Below are 14,368 nucleotides of genomic sequence, written 5' to 3'. Positions count from 1 at the left end.
GCCGGACGGAGACAACAGAAGTACGGGTCTGTGCAGTTCAGGGGCTCGGCACGGCGAAACACCTGTAGGGGAAGGCTGTTGGTCATGGCCATAGCGCAGCCCGAGCGGGGCGGGCTGCTGCCCGAGCACGCGGCATCGCATCGCGGCTCCCTCGCCACCACCGCCTGCATGGAGACCTTGCAGGTGGGCTACTTGCACGCGGTGGCCGCCGCGGCCGGCTGCTCCCTCTCCCAGCCCTTTCCGGACAACGGCATCGACTGGCACGTCAGCCACGGCTCGCCCGGCCACACGGTCGACGACGAGGTCACCATCAAGGTGCAGCTCAAGGCCACCTACCAGCTCGCGCCGAGCCCTCCGGGCCGGTTCTTCTCCTTCACCCTCGACAACGAGCACCTGGCGAAGCTCGCCCGCACCCCCGTCTCGGTGCACAAGATCCTGGTCGTGATGATCGTCCCCAGGTCGCAGGAGCAATGGCTGCGGGCCGGCCACGACCGGCTCGACCTGCGGCACTGCTGCTACTGGATCAACCTCGCCGGACACCCGATCACCGGTCGGCGCCGCACCACCGTGCGCATACCGACCTCGCGCATCTTCGACGACCGAGCGCTCTGCGAGATCATGACGCGGGTCGGAACGGGAGGCAGACCGTGACCCACGGCCCCATCGACGACGACGCGTCCGGCCGACGGCCCCGTGACGACGGCCGACGTCCTTACAGCGAGGACGCGTCCGGCCGACCCACCTACGGCGAGGACGGGCCGGGGAGTCGTCCCGCCGAAGAGGGCGTGTCCGTGCGCCGTCCCCTCGACGAGCCCGTACGCCCCGTGCGGCCCCGCCCCGTCGAGCCCGCCTGGACCCGGCCGCCCGACCCCGCCCAGGTCGACCCAGCCGTCCTCGGCGCCCTCCTGCGCCGGCACGGCTGGCAGCGGCGCGGCGGCGCCACCGGACGGTACGGCCGCTGGACCCCACCCGGACCGGCCGGCCGGGGCATGAGCCTGCTCGTGCCGGAGAACCGGGCCTTCCCCGACAGCGACGACCTGCTCGGCGAGGCCCTCACCGCCCTGTCCCGGAGCGGCTCGCCGGCCGCGCGTGACGTGCTGGTCGGACTCGCCGTGCCCAGCGACGAGATCCGCTGGTGGCGGGACGTGCCGACCGGCCCCGTGGGCACCGCCTCCTGGGTCGTCGAGGACCAACTGCGCTCGGCCGCCCGCCAGATGCTCCTCGCGGCGGCACTCGCCACCCGCGCCCGTGCCGGTTACTACGGCGCCCGGCACCGCCGGCCCGCCGCGGCCTCCCTCGACGGCGTCCTCGTCGGCGCCGCCCCCGGCGGCCGCCGCCTCACCGCCTTCGTGCCCGTGGCCGGCGGCCGCCGCCTCGCCCTGCGCCTCCACCAGGCCCTGTACGCCGCCCGCGAGGCCATCGACTACCAGCGGGCCACCGGCGGCATGGACGCCTTCGACGGCGCCGTCGAGGCCGGGGTGAGCCACGAGCTGACCGAGGCCCTCGTCGCCCTCGTGCGGGGCACCGAGGGCGCCCGGATCGCCGTCGAGTGGGCGCCCGCCGTCGGCGTCCCCGAGGGCGGCGCGACACCGGCCGAGCCCGTCGAGTTCTCACCGGGCGACCTGCCCGTGCTGCGCGAGGCCGGGGCCCGCTATCTGCGCGAGGAGCCCTCCATGCCGGTGCGGATCACCGGGGCCGTGGTGCGGATGCGCCGGTCGGCCGCGCGCGGCGAGGGCACGGTACGGCTGCGGGTCATCGCCGGGGCCGAGGTCCCGCACGTCCGCATGACCCTGGACGAGGAGTCGTACCGGATCGCGGGACAGGCGCATCTCGTCGGACTGCCGGTCCGTGTCCACGGACGTCTGGAGAGCCGGGGCGGATTCCGGCGGCTCACGAACGCCGGCGGTGTCGCCCCCGTGCAGGTCGACGAGGCCGAGCGGGACCGGTTGATGAAATCCCTCCACGAGACCGCAGAGATTACGGCCTTCTTCGAGGAGGCCCGCGGAGGGGACTGAGGTATCTGTTTCGCGAGCGGGACCCCGGGCTCGGTACGATCCTTCCCAATGGCCCAGGCCCGCAGCAGATGACCGGGCCGCCCCTTCAGGTAGGAGAAACCGGTGTCCGACGTCCGTGTGATCATCCAACGCGATTCCGAGCGGGAAGAGCGCGTGGTGACGACGGGCACTACGGCCGCCGACCTGTTCGCCGGCGAGCGCACCGTCGTCGCCGCGCGCGTGGCCGGCGAGCTCAAGGACCTCGCGTACGAGGTGCGGGACGGCGAGACCGTCGAGGGCGTGGAGATCTCCTCCGAGGACGGCCTCAACATCCTGCGCCACTCCACCGCGCACGTCATGGCCCAGGCCGTGCAGGAGCTGTTCCCGGAGGCCAAGCTGGGCATCGGCCCGCCGGTCAAGGACGGCTTCTACTACGACTTCGACGTGGCCGAGCCGTTCACCCCCGAGGACATCAAGCGCATCGAGAAGAAGATGCAGGAGATCCAGAAGCGGGGTCAGCGCTTCTCCCGTCGGATCACCAACGACGAGGACGCGCGCGTCGAGCTGGCTGACGAGCCCTACAAGCTGGAGCTGATCGGCCTCAAGGGCAACGCGGCGAACGCGGCCGAGGGCGCGGACGCCGAGGTCGGTGCCGGCGAGCTGACCATCTACGACAACCTCGACGCCAAGACCGGCGAGCTGTGCTGGAAGGACCTCTGCCGCGGTCCTCACCTGCCCACCACCCGGAACATCCCGGCGTTCAAGCTGATGCGCTCGGCCGCCGCCTACTGGCGCGGCAGCGAGAAGAACCCGCAGCTCCAGCGCATCTACGGCACCGCCTGGCCGTCGAGGGACGAGCTGAAGGCGTACCTCGACTTCCTCGTCGAGGCCGAGAAGCGCGACCACCGCAAGCTCGGCGCCGAGCTGGACCTGTTCTCCATCCCGGAGGAGCTGGGCTCCGGCCTCGCGGTCTTCCACCCCAAGGGCGGCATCGTCCGCCGGGAGATGGAGACCTACTCGCGCCTCAAGCACGAGGACGCGAACTACGAGTTCGTGAACACCCCGCACATCGCGAAGGAAAACCTCTTTGTGACCTCGGGGCACCTGCCGAACTACGGGGAGGCGATGTTCCCGCCCCTGGAGTTCGACGGGCAGAACTACCGCCTCAAGGCGATGAACTGCCCCATGCACAACCTGATCTTCAAGGCGCGCGGCCGCTCGTACCGCGAACTGCCCCTGCGGCTCTTCGAGTTCGGCACGGTGTACCGCTACGAGAAGTCCGGCGTCGTGCACGGTCTGACCCGCGCCCGCGGCTTCACCCAGGACGACTCGCACATCTACTGCACCAAGGAGCAGATGGCGGGCGAGCTGGACTCGCTGCTCACCTTCGTCCTGGACCTGCTGCGCGACTACGGCCTGACCGACTTCGAGCTGGAGCTGTCCACCCGCGACGACTCCCCGAAGTTCATCGGTGAGGACGCCGAATGGGAGGAGGCCACCGAGGCGCTCCGCCAGGCCGCCGAGAAGCAGGGCCTGCCCCTCGTGCCCGACCCGGGCGGCGCCGCCTACTACGGCCCGAAGATCTCCGTCCAGGCCAAGGACGCGATCGGCCGCTCCTGGCAGATGTCCACCATCCAGGTCGACTTCCAGCAGCCCAAGCGGTTCCAGCTGGAGTACACCGCGGCGGACGGTTCCAAGCAGCAGCCGGTCATGATCCACCGCGCGCTGTTCGGCTCGATCGAGCGGTTCTTCGCGGTGCTCCTGGAGCACTACGCGGGCGCGTTCCCGGCCTGGTTGGCGCCCGTGCAGGCGCTCGGCATCCCGATCGGCGACGCGCATGTGCCGTACCTGGCGGAGTTCGCCAAGAAGGCCAAGGCCGCGGGCCTGCGCGTCGACGTCGACGCCTCCTCCGACCGTATGCAGAAGAAGATCCGCAACGCCCAGAAGGCCAAGGTGCCCTTCATGGTCATCGCGGGCGACGAGGACATGGCGGCCGGCGCGGTCTCCTTCCGCTACCGCGACGGATCCCAGGAGAACGGCATCCCCGTCGAGGAGGCCATCGCGAAGATCGCGAAGGTCGTCGAGGACCGCGTCCAGATCTGAGGCGTACGGCGTACGTGACCGGCGTGCGCAGATGATCGGAGGCCCCCGGGTTTGCTCCCCGGGGGCCTCGACACGCCGCGAACGCGCGAAGTCATATGCTGCACTGCATGACGAGTGAGCCGGAGCAGCAGATCGGAGTGGGAACGCAGGACGCGTTCCAGCGCCTGTGGACGCCCCACCGGATGGCGTACATCCAGGGCGAGAACAAGCCGACCGGCCCCGGGGCCGACGACGGCTGCCCGTTCTGCTCGATTCCGGCCAAATCGGACGAGGACGGCCTGGTCATCAGGCGCGGTGAGCACGTGTACGCGGTGCTCAACCTCTACCCGTACAACGGCGGCCACCTCATGGTCGTGCCCTACCGGCACGTCGCCGACTACACCGATCTCACCGGGCCGGAGACCGTCGAGCTGGCCGAGCTGACCAAGCAGTCCATGACCGCCCTCCGGACCGCCTCAGGCGCCCACGGCTTCAACATCGGCATGAACCAGGGCACGGTCGCGGGCGCCGGCATCGCCGCGCACCTCCACCAGCACATCGTCCCCCGCTGGGGCGGCGACACCAACTTCATGCCGGTGGTCGGGCACACGAGGATTTTGCCCCAACTCCTGGCCGACACAAGGAAGATGCTCGCGGAGGCGTGGCCGGCCGGCTGAACGGGGACGGGGCGTGTTTTCGGGTGCGGGTGAGTGGGGCTTCTCGCGCAGTTCCCCGCGCCCCTGAAGGACACGGCCCCTGCTTTTCAGGGGCGCGGGGAACTGCGCGACCAGCCCCCACTCACCCGCACCCGAAAACGGCCCCCAACCCCCACGCACCCCCCCGGCCAAGGCGAGCGCAGCGCTCACGCGTCGTAGAGGTCGGCCTTTCGCGGCGTAGGATCCTGCACCGCTCCGCTGAGGAACCCGGCCCGCGAACCGAACTTCTCGGTGTCCACGCCGTTCTCCTGCAAAACCTTGATGGCGGCGTTGTGGACCACACGGAGCACGGGCGTGGCGGCACGCAGGGCGTCGTCCGCCATGAAGCGGTGCCGCCACGGCTGGTCGGCCCAGGCGTGCCGCAGGCCGAACGGCTCCGGCAGGCCCATGGAACCGCCGAGCCAGTTGAGCAGCGGCGGGTACCAGGTCAGCGGGGCGCGCGCGGTGAGCCGTACGACCTCGTCGGCGTCGACGAGCGGGAGCTTCACCTTGCGGGTCTCCCAGAACCTCAGCGACTTCTGGACTTCTTTCTCCTTGGCCGCAGGCCCGGTCGTGAACAGTCCGTGCACGGGACCGAGGGCGTGCCCGGTCACCTCGATGCGGAGCGTCTGGTGCAGGACGGTGACGGTGACCAGCATGGTGATGATCAACTGGCCGTCCCAGAGCGTCCACTGGACGCCCAGGTAGTGCCGGTTGCCGCTGCCGAAGTGCTGCTTGTTGCAGATCTCCTGTATGGCGTGGTTCTTGTACTGGTACGCGTCCACGTCGGTGCTGTCGGGCCGGGCCACGGCTCCGGCGCCCTCGCCGATGGGGCTGACGACCCAGTGCTTGATGGAAGGCGCCGTGAAACCACCGGTGTTGAGCGGGGTGCGCTCCAGCATGCGCAGCTGGTCGTGGATGGCGCGTATGACGTCCCAGCTGCGGAACGGGTGGATCTCCTTGCCGGAGTCGGCGGGCACCAGGTCCTCGGCGAGCTGCCAGCTGCCCCAGCGGGTGCCCATGCCGAGGATGCCCTTGGGGCCGGCGTAGAAGACGAGGTTGGAGCGCTGCTCGGCGCTGAGCCGGGCGAGCTCCTTGCGCAGCTGCTCGGCCTTGGTCTCACCGGGGCTGCCGGGCACGGCTTCGGGGATCTTGGCGCCGACGCCTCCGCCGGCCAGCAGACTGGCCCAGCGGTCCCGCAGGTCCTGGGCGGTGCGCTCGCAGATCTGCTTGGCCCAGAACCAGCCGACCACGGGCAGCACGACGCACGCGCGCGCGTACCAGGCCCAGAAACCGTCGAACGGCATCCTGAGCAGGAAGATCACGGCGAGAGCCCCGACGGCGACCAGCAGCGTGGTGCCGAGGGCGCCGGCCCGCTTGTCGTCACGCTTGGCGACCGTCGTGCGGATCTGGAAGACCAGCAGCCACAGGAGCAGCCCGGGCAGGAAGAGCAGCCCGCACAGGACCATCACCGCCGAGAGCCAGTTGTCGCGCTCCCTGCGGATGTTGTTCGCCGCGAGGCAGTGCTCGACGACGACCTGCGGCTCCATGCCGAAGGACTGGATGAGCGGCTTGCGGCCCGCGCCGACCATCCGGTCCCGCACCGCCAGGGAGAACGCCTCCCCGAGGTTCGGCCGGAAGATGGTCGCCCACTTGCGGCCCGGCTTGACCGTGGACTTGTGCCAATCGTTGTTGGCCTTGAGGATCTCCGCGATCTCGTTGTCCCGGTAGGCCGCGGACGCCAGGGCGTACGTCGCCGCGGTCTGGCCCGCGGTGCCCATCAGTGGCACCTGTGCCCCGGGAGTGAAATCGAATTCGTCCGCCACCGCCGCCCCCATCGCCGCATACTCGCTTCTGCGGCTTTCCCGACTTCCGTGCTCCGCACACCTGTTGATCAGGTCATAACCCGATCTGGGCCTGATCAAGCCACACTTGTCGATCAGGTGATCAGCGTATCCGCAGCCACGGACATCGCGCGGTGCGAAGAACGGACATTCACGGAACCCGTCGGCCGTGAACCGGCGTCGTCCGCCCGCCACACCTGTCGGCGGACGGCCGGAGCCGCCCGCCGACAGGTCGCCGGGGCCTTCCGTCGATCCCGAACCGTCAGCTCTCCTTCGTCTGTTCGCGGACCTTCTCGGCGACATGGGAGGGCATCGGCTCGTGCCGTGTGTACCGGCGGCCGAAGCGCGCGGTGCCGTGGGACAGGGAGCGCAGATCGACGGCGTACCGGTCGATCTCGATCTCCGGTACCTCGGCCCGGACGAGGGTGCGTCCGCCGCCCGCCTGCTCGGTGCCGACGACCCGGCCGCGCCGCCCGGACAGGTCGCTCATCACGGGGCCCACGTACGAGTCGCCGACCAGGACCGACACCTCGGCCACCGGCTCCAGGAGGTGGATCTTCGCGTCGGCCGCTGCCTCGCGCAGCGCCAGCGCGCCCGCCGTCTGGAACGCGGCGTCCGAGGAGTCCACCGAGTGCGCCTTGCCGTCCCGCAGGGTGATCCGTACGTCGATGAGCGGATAGCCGGCCGCGACGCCCTTGGCGGCCTGCGCCCGCACACCCTTCTCGACGGACGGGATGAACTGCCGGGGCACGGCACCGCCGACGACCTTGTCCACGAACTCGATGCCCGAGCCGCCGGGCAGCGGCTCCACCTCGATCTCGCAGATCGCGTACTGCCCGTGACCGCCGGACTGCTTCACATGCCGGCCGCGCCCGGCCGACCTGTCGGCGAACGTCTCCCGCAGGGAGACCTTGTGCGGTACGACGTCGACCTGGACGCCGTACCGGCTGCGCAGCCGCTCCAGCGCCACGTCGGCGTGCGCCTCGCCCAGGCACCAGAGGACCACCTGGTGGGTGTCCTGGTTCTGTTCGAGCCGCATGGTCGGGTCCTCGGCGACCAGCCGGGCCAGGCCCTGGGAGAGCTTGTCCTCGTCGGCCTTGCTGTGCGCCTGGATGGCGAGCGGCAGCAGCGGGTCGGGCATCTCCCACGGCTCCATGAGCAGCGGGTCGTCCTTGGCCGAAAGCGTGTCCCCGGTCTCCGCGCGGTTCAGCTTCGCCACACACGCCAGGTCGCCCGCGATGCAGTGCGTGAGCGTGCGCTGCTGCTTCCCGAAGGGCGTGGACAGGGCGCCGATCCGCTCGTCGACGTCGTGGTCCTCGTGTCCCCGGTCGGTGAGCCCGTGCCCGGAGACATGCACCGTCTCGTCGGGATGCAGGGTCCCGGAGAAGACCCGTACCAGCGAGATGCGTCCCACGTAGGGGTCGCTGGCCGTCTTCACGACCTCGGCGACCAGCGGTCCGTCCGGGTCGCAGGCCGCCTTGATGTCGCGCGGCCGGCCGTCGGGTGTGGTGACCGAGGGCGTGTCGCGTTCCAGGGGGGTGGGGAAGCCGCCGGTGATCAGTTCGAGCAGCTCGACCGTGCCGAGGCCCTGTCGGGCGCCGTCGGCCGCGGGGGCGGCGGCCAGCACGGGGTGGAAGACCCCGCGGGCGACGGCCCGCTCCAGGTCGTCGATCAGGGTCTTGACGTCGATGGGCTCACCGCCGAGATAGCGGTCCATGAGGGTCTCGTCCTCGCTCTCGGCGATGATCCCCTCGATGAGCCGGTTGCGGGCCTCCTCGATCGCTGGCAGCTGCTCGGGGCCCGGCTCGGACTCCTTGCGCTCCCCGGAGGAGTAGTCGAACAGCTTCTGCGACAGCAGTCCGGTCAGACCGGTCACGGGCGCGTGTCCGTCCGGACCCTGCAGGCCGTGCAGCGGCACGTAGAGCGGGAGCACGGCGTCGGGGTCGTCCCCGCCGAACCTCTCCGCGCAGACCCTGGTCATCTCGTCGAAGTCCGCCCGCGCGGCCTCCAGGTGCGTGATCACGATCGCCCGCGGCATGCCGACCGCCGCGCACTCCTCCCACACCATGCGGGTCGAGCCGTCGACGCCGTCGGACGCCGAGACGACGAAAAGGGCCGCGTCCGCCGCTCGCAGACCGGCCCTGAGTTCCCCGACGAAGTCGGCGTATCCGGGGGTGTCCAGCAGATTGATCTTGTACCCGCCCCATTCGACGGGGACGAGGGAGAGCTGCACCGAGCGTTGCTGCCGGTGTTCGATCTCGTCGTAGTCGGAGACGGTGCCGCCGTCCTCCACGCGGCCCGCCCGGTTCACCGCTCCCGCGGTCAGCGCGAGAGCCTCCACCAGAGTCGTCTTGCCCGAACCGGAGTGGCCGACCAGCACCACATTCCGTACGGACGCGGGGTGGTCGGCCGCCGTAGCCCTGCCGGCGGCTCCGGGGTGTGCGTTCGCCTTGTCGCCCATGATCCTGCCTCCCGTGCACGGTGAGGTCACTGTGGGCGCGGACATGCGGATCCGCGTGCGGTGGCGGCTCCGGTGACGCCCGCGGTTCTTCGAGCTTTCCACTCCCGTCACGGTGCGTCCATACGAGGGACGCGATCGCTCCTCCCGCCCCTGCCGCACCCTGTCGCGATCCTGCTGTGATCCGGACGCCATCAGGACGGGACACGGTGCGCTGGTGCCCGACGGTCGCACACGCGCGCGCGTGGCTACGATGGGCCAGCCGGTGGCCAGCAGGGGCCACGCGGCGACACCGACCCTCGGGAAGGCCATGCTGAACAAGTACGCGCGTGCATTCTTCACGCGTGTCCTCACACCGTTCGCCGCGTTTCTGATCCGCAGGGGCGTCAGCCCCGACACGGTCACGCTCCTCGGCACCGCCGGAGTGATCGCGGGCGCGCTGGTCTTCTACCCCCGGGGCGAGTTCTTCTGGGGCACGGTCGTCATCACGCTGTTCGTGTTCTCCGACCTCGTCGACGGCAACATGGCCCGCCAGATGGGCCGTTCCAGCCGCTGGGGCGCCTTCCTCGACTCCACGCTCGACCGCGTCGCCGACGGCGCGATCTTCGGCGGCTTCGCCCTCTGGTACGCGGGCAACGGCGACGACATCGCCCTGTGCGCCGTCTCGATCTTCTGTCTGGCGAGCGGCCAGGTGGTGTCGTACACCAAGGCCCGCGGCGAGTCGATCGGACTGCCGGTGGCGGTCAACGGTCTGGTGGAGCGCGCCGAACGTCTGGTGATCTCGCTGGTCGCGGCCGGTCTCTCGGGCCTGCACGCGTTCGGCGTGCCCGGCATCGACGTCCTGCTGCCCATCGCCCTGTGGATCGTCGCCGTCGGCAGCCTCGTCACGCTGATCCAGCGCGTCGTCACCGTCCGCCGGGAGTCCGCCGAGGCGGAGGCGGCCACCGAGGCCGCCCAGGAGACGCCGGACGCCACCCGGAACAGCGAGGCGACGCCGTGAGCGCTCTGCAGGAGCGTCTGACCGACGGGCTGTACGGCCTCGGCTGGAGCACCGTCAAGAAGCTCCCGGAACCCGTCGCCGTCCGCCTCGGCCGGACGATCGCCGACGCCACCTGGAAGCGGCGCGGCACCCTCGTACGCCGGCTGGAGGCCAACTACGCGCGCGTGGTGCCCGGTGCGAGTCCGCAGCACCTCGCGCAGCTGTCCCGCGCGGGCATGCGCTCCTACCTGCGCTACTGGATCGAGTCCTTCCGCCTCCCCGCCTGGAGCGAGGAGCGCATCAGGAGCGGCGTCGAAATCGAGGACCTGCACCACCTCACCGACGGCCTCGCCGCCGGCCGGGGTGTCGTACTCGCGCTGCCGCACCTGGCCAACTGGGACCTCGCCGGCGCCTGGGTCACCACCGAGCTGAAGATCCCGTTCACGACGGTCGCCGAACGCCTCAAGCCCGAGACGCTCTACGACCGCTTCGTCGCCTACCGCGAAGGCCTCGGTATGGAGGTCCTGCCGCACAACGGCGGCTCCGCCTTCGGCACCCTCGCCCGGCGGCTGCGCGACGGCGGCCTGATCTGCCTGGTCGCCGACCGCGACCTGTCCGCGTCCGGCGTCGAGGTCGAGTTCTTCGGCGAGAAGACCCGCATGCCCGCCGGACCGGCCCTCCTCGCCCAGCACACTGGCGCGCTGCTGCTGCCGGCGACGCTCTGGTTCGACGAGTCGCCCGTCATGCGGGGACGTGTGCATCCCCCCATCGAGGTACCCGGGACAGGTACCCGCGCCGAGAAGACGTCGGTCATGACACAGGCGCTGGCAGACGCCTTCGCCACCGGCATCGCCGAACACCCGGAGGACTGGCACATGCTCCAGCGCTTGTGGCTCGCGGACCTCGACCCCGCGAAGAGTCCCGACGCCCTCCGAAACGATCTCCGAAGTCCCGAGCAGGACACCGAGAAGGGACGCCCGTGAAAATCGGGATCGTCTGCCCGTACTCCTGGGACGTGCCCGGGGGAGTCCAGTTCCACATCCGTGACCTGGCCGACCACCTCATCCGCCTCGGCCACGAGGTGTCGGTTCTCGCCCCCGCGGACGACGACACACCCCTGCCGCCGTACGTCGTCTCCGCGGGCCGCGCGGTCCCCGTGCCCTACAACGGCTCGGTGGCCCGCCTGAACTTCGGCTTCCTGTCGGCGGCCCGGGTACGGCGCTGGCTCCACGACGGCACGTTCGACGTGATCCACATCCACGAGCCGGCCTCCCCGTCGCTCGGCCTGCTGGCCTGCTGGGCGGCGCAGGGCCCGATCGTCGCCACCTTCCACACGTCCAACCCGCGCTCCCGGGCGATGATCGCCGCGTACCCGATCCTCCAGCCCGCGCTGGAGAAGCTCAGCGCCCGTATCGCGGTGAGCGAGTACGCCCGCCGTACCCTCGTCGAACACCTGGGCGGCGACGCGGTCGTCATCCCGAACGGCGTCGACGTCGACTTCTTCGCCCGCGCCAAGCCCAACCCCGACTGGCAGGGCGACACCCTCGGGTTCATCGGCCGCATCGACGAACCCCGCAAGGGCCTGCCGGTGCTGATGAGGGCCCTCCCGAAGATCCTCGCCGAGCGCCCCCGGACGCGACTGCTGGTCGCCGGGCGCGGGGACGAGGAGGAGGCCGTCGAGACCCTGCCGAAGGAGCTGCGCTCCCGTGTGGAGTTCCTCGGCATGGTCAGCGACGAGGACAAAGCCCGCTTCCTGCGCAGCGTCGACGTCTACGTCGCCCCCAACACCGGCGGCGAGAGCTTCGGCATCATCCTCGTCGAGGCCATGTCCGCCGGCGCCCCCGTCCTCGCCTCCGACCTCGACGCCTTCGCCCAGGTCCTCGACCAGGGCGGTGCCGGCGAACTGTTCGCCAACGAGGACGCCGACGCCCTCGCGACAGCCGCCGTACGCCTTCTCGGCGATCCCGCCCGCCGCGCCGAACTCCGCGACCGCGGCAGCGCCCACGTCCGCCGCTTCGACTGGTCGACGGTCGGCGCCGACATCCTCGGCGTCTACGAGACGGTCACGGAAGGCGCTGCATCAGTGGCGGCGGACGAACGGGTCGGGCTGCGGGCGCGGTTGGGGTTGGCCCGGGATTGACGGGGCGGTGTGCGATTCATCAGTGGGGCGGCTCGGGATCGGTGGGGCCGCGGCTTGGGAGCGGTGGGGTGGCGGTTCGGAATGAGTGGGGCCGTGGCCCGGGAAGGGTGGGGACGCGGTTGCGGATGGGCGGGCTGTGGCCTGGGATCGGTGGGTAGGCGGCTCGGCCTGACAAGCCAGGTGCTGGGGGCTGACGGCCATGGCTGTGGGTTGGTGGGTCTGTCGCTCGGGCTTGATGGGTTGTCGGTTCTCGGCTGGTGGGTCTGTCGCTCGGGCCTGACGGGCCACCGGCTTTGGGCTACCGGGACTGTCGCTCGGGCCTGACGGGCCGTTGCCTTGGGCCGACGGCCCTGTGGCGTTGGGCTGATGAACCGCCGGTGTTTCCTCGCCGGAGGTCGCCGGTGCGGCGCGGTGGAGTCGGCGGTGGTCGTTTCGGGTACGTCGGGAGGCCGTGTCGGGCACGGGTAGCCTTGCGGCCCGTGACTTCGACACTGATCTGGATCGCGGTCGTCCTCTTCGCGATCGGTCTCTACCTGAGCTGGACCGCGGGACGCCTCGACCGACTGCACGCGCGCATCGACGCCGCCCGCGCCGCGCTCGACGCGCAGTTGCTGCGCCGTGCCTCGGTCGCCCAGGAGCTGGCCACCTCCGGGGTGCTGGACCCGGCCGCCTCGATCGTCCTCTACGAGGCGGCGCACGCGGCCCGGCAGGCCGAGGAGGAGCAGCGCGAGGTCGCCGAGAGCGATCTGAGCCAGGCGTTGCGGGCCGTGTTCGGGGAGACGCAGCAGGTGGAGGCGGTGCGGGAGGCGCCGGGTGGTGAGGACGCCGCTAACGAGCTGGCGCAGGCCGTGCGCCGGGTGCCCATGGCCCGCCGCTTCCACAACGACGCGGTACGTGCCGCCCGCGCCCTCCGCCGCCATCGCAAGGTCCGCTGGTTCCGCCTCGCCGGCCACGCGCCCTTCCCGATGGCCTTCGAGATGGATGACGAACCCCCGACCGCCCTGGCGGACCGGGCGGGCACATGACCCTGGGGGTTTTCTCGCCCCCACCCGACCCGCAGCCGAACAACCCACCACCCAAAGACATCTTTCGGGGTCGAAGGGGCAGCGCCCCTGGGATGGGACGGGGAGGGGCGGCGGGGGCGAAAAACGATCCACCGGGTCCCCATTGGCCCTTGCAGTGGCCTGCTCCCCTCACGTTTCCTCAGTGATTGCAGAACCCCTCTTCCCCGAGCTTCCCCGAGCGAGGTCAAACCCGTGTCCAGCACGCTCTCCAACTCCACCACCCCGACCCCCGAGACCGGCACCGCCCGCGTGAAGCGCGGCATGGCCGAGCAGCTCAAGGGCGGTGTGATCATGGACGTCGTCACCCCGGAGCAGGCGAAGATCGCCGAGGACGCGGGCGCGGTCGCGGTCATGGCCCTTGAGCGGGTCCCGGCCGACATCCGCAAGGACGGCGGCGTGGCCCGTATGTCCGACCCCGACATGATCGAGGGCATCATCGAGGCCGTCTCGATCCCGGTCATGGCCAAGTCCCGCATCGGCCACTTCGTCGAGGCCCAGGTCCTGCAGTCCCTCGGCGTCGACTACATCGACGAGTCCGAGGTCCTCACCCCGGCCGACGAGGTCAACCACTCCGACAAGTGGGCCTTCACGACCCCCTTCGTCTGCGGCGCCACCAACCTCGGCGAGGCCCTGCGCCGCATAGCCGAGGGCGCCGCCATGATCCGCTCCAAGGGCGAGGCCGGCACCGGCAACGTCGTCGAGGCGGTCCGCCACCTGCGTCAGATCAAGAACGAGATCGCCAAGCTGCGCGGCTTCGACAACAACGAGCTCTACGCCGCCGCCAAGGAGCTGCGCGCCCCGTACGAGCTGGTCAAGGAGGTCTCCGAGCTGGGCAAGCTCCCGGTGGTCCTCTTCTCCGCAGGCGGCGTGGCCACCCCGGCCGACGCCGCGCTGATGCGCCAGCTCGGCGCCGAGGGCGTCTTCGTCGGCTCGGGCATCTTCAAGTCCGGCGACCCGGCCAAGCGCGCCGCAGCCATCGTGAAGGCCACCACCTTCTACGACGACCCGAAGATCATCGCGGACGCCTCCCGCAACCTGGGCGAGGCCATGGTCGGCATCAACTGCGACACCCTTCCCGAGGCCGAGCGCTACGCGAACCGGGGCTGGTAAGC

Annotated in this window: 11 protein-coding genes; 9 read left to right on the top strand and 2 right to left on the bottom strand. The window is 70.8% G+C overall.

The features are described 5' to 3' along the window. Positions 1-84: 84 nt before the first annotated feature. From JIX55_RS10570 to JIX55_RS10555, 4 genes are all read left to right on the top strand, one after another. The gene (locus JIX55_RS10570; RefSeq protein ID WP_257563049.1) at positions 85-651 is read left to right on the top strand and encodes a DUF4365 domain-containing protein; all 567 of its coding nucleotides are present in this window, start codon (positions 85-87) and stop codon (positions 649-651) included. Then, on the top strand, positions 648-2,015 hold the full coding sequence (locus JIX55_RS10565) for a hypothetical protein (RefSeq protein WP_443046400.1): 1,368 nt from the start codon (positions 648-650) through the stop codon (positions 2,013-2,015). The genes JIX55_RS10570 and JIX55_RS10565 overlap by 4 nt, the downstream gene beginning before the upstream one ends. Before the next feature lie 102 nt (positions 2,016-2,117). Then, positions 2,118-4,097, top strand: coding sequence for a threonine--tRNA ligase (thrS, locus tag JIX55_RS10560; protein ID WP_257563048.1), 1,980 nt, complete (start codon positions 2,118-2,120; stop codon positions 4,095-4,097). Between the two features lie 95 nt (positions 4,098-4,192). Then, positions 4,193-4,753 carry an HIT family protein gene (locus JIX55_RS10555; protein ID WP_257563047.1) on the top strand — a complete coding sequence of 187 codons (561 nt, stop codon included), beginning with the start codon at positions 4,193-4,195 and terminating at the stop codon, positions 4,751-4,753. 185 nt (positions 4,754-4,938) lie between these two features. Here the strand turns inward: JIX55_RS10555 and JIX55_RS10550 are convergent, their stop codons facing one another. Beyond that, positions 4,939-6,609, bottom strand: coding sequence for a hypothetical protein (locus tag JIX55_RS10550; protein ID WP_257563046.1), 1,671 nt, complete (start codon positions 6,607-6,609; stop codon positions 4,939-4,941). Between the two features lie 268 nt (positions 6,610-6,877). Next, complete coding sequence (locus JIX55_RS10545; RefSeq protein ID WP_257563045.1) at positions 6,878-9,076, bottom strand: elongation factor G-like protein EF-G2; 2,199 nt, start codon at positions 9,074-9,076, stop codon at positions 6,878-6,880. 250 nt (positions 9,077-9,326) lie between these two features. On the opposite strand from JIX55_RS10545, the gene pgsA reads away from it, so the two are divergent. The 5 genes from pgsA (at position 9,327) to pdxS (ending at position 14,366) form a co-directional block, all read left to right on the top strand. Continuing rightward, on the top strand, positions 9,327-10,073 hold the full coding sequence (gene pgsA / locus JIX55_RS10540; protein WP_257569284.1) for a phosphatidylinositol phosphate synthase: 747 nt from the start codon (positions 9,327-9,329) through the stop codon (positions 10,071-10,073). Continuing rightward, complete coding sequence (locus JIX55_RS10535) at positions 10,070-11,035, top strand: phosphatidylinositol mannoside acyltransferase (protein WP_257563044.1); 966 nt, start codon at positions 10,070-10,072, stop codon at positions 11,033-11,035. The genes pgsA and JIX55_RS10535 overlap by 4 nt, the downstream gene beginning before the upstream one ends. Beyond that, a complete protein-coding gene (locus JIX55_RS10530) occupies positions 11,032-12,192 on the top strand; it encodes a glycosyltransferase family 4 protein (RefSeq protein ID WP_257563043.1) in 1,161 nt (386 codons plus the stop codon). The genes JIX55_RS10535 and JIX55_RS10530 overlap by 4 nt, the downstream gene beginning before the upstream one ends. Before the next feature lie 479 nt (positions 12,193-12,671). Beyond that, positions 12,672-13,217, top strand: a complete 546-nt coding sequence (locus JIX55_RS10525; protein ID WP_257563042.1) for a hypothetical protein — start codon at positions 12,672-12,674, stop codon at positions 13,215-13,217. A 231-nt stretch (positions 13,218-13,448) separates the two neighbouring features. Beyond that, the gene (pdxS, locus tag JIX55_RS10520; RefSeq protein WP_306819995.1) at positions 13,449-14,366 is read left to right on the top strand and encodes a pyridoxal 5'-phosphate synthase lyase subunit PdxS; all 918 of its coding nucleotides are present in this window, start codon (positions 13,449-13,451) and stop codon (positions 14,364-14,366) included. The last annotated feature ends 2 nt before the right edge of the window (positions 14,367-14,368 follow it).

It is taken from the genome of Streptomyces sp. DSM 40750, assembly GCF_024612035.1.
Classification (GTDB): Bacteria; Actinomycetota; Actinomycetes; order Streptomycetales; family Streptomycetaceae; genus Streptomyces.
The sequence above is the reverse complement of the archived record's forward strand: the minus strand, read 5'-3'. Positions and strand labels throughout refer to the sequence as shown.

Coding starts and splice junctions, on each gene's coding strand:
- JIX55_RS10555 (WP_257563047.1), top strand. CDS start 4,193: ATGCTGCACTGCATGACGAGTGAGCCGGAGCAGCAGATCGGAGTGGGA.
- JIX55_RS10570 (WP_257563049.1), top strand. CDS start 85: ATGGCCATAGCGCAGCCCGAGCGGGGCGGGCTGCTGCCCGAGCACGCG.
- pgsA (WP_257569284.1), top strand. CDS start 9,327: ATGGGCCAGCCGGTGGCCAGCAGGGGCCACGCGGCGACACCGACCCTC.
- JIX55_RS10550 (WP_257563046.1), bottom strand. CDS start 6,609: ATGGGGGCGGCGGTGGCGGACGAATTCGATTTCACTCCCGGGGCACAG.
- JIX55_RS10545 (WP_257563045.1), bottom strand. CDS start 9,076: ATGGGCGACAAGGCGAACGCACACCCCGGAGCCGCCGGCAGGGCTACG.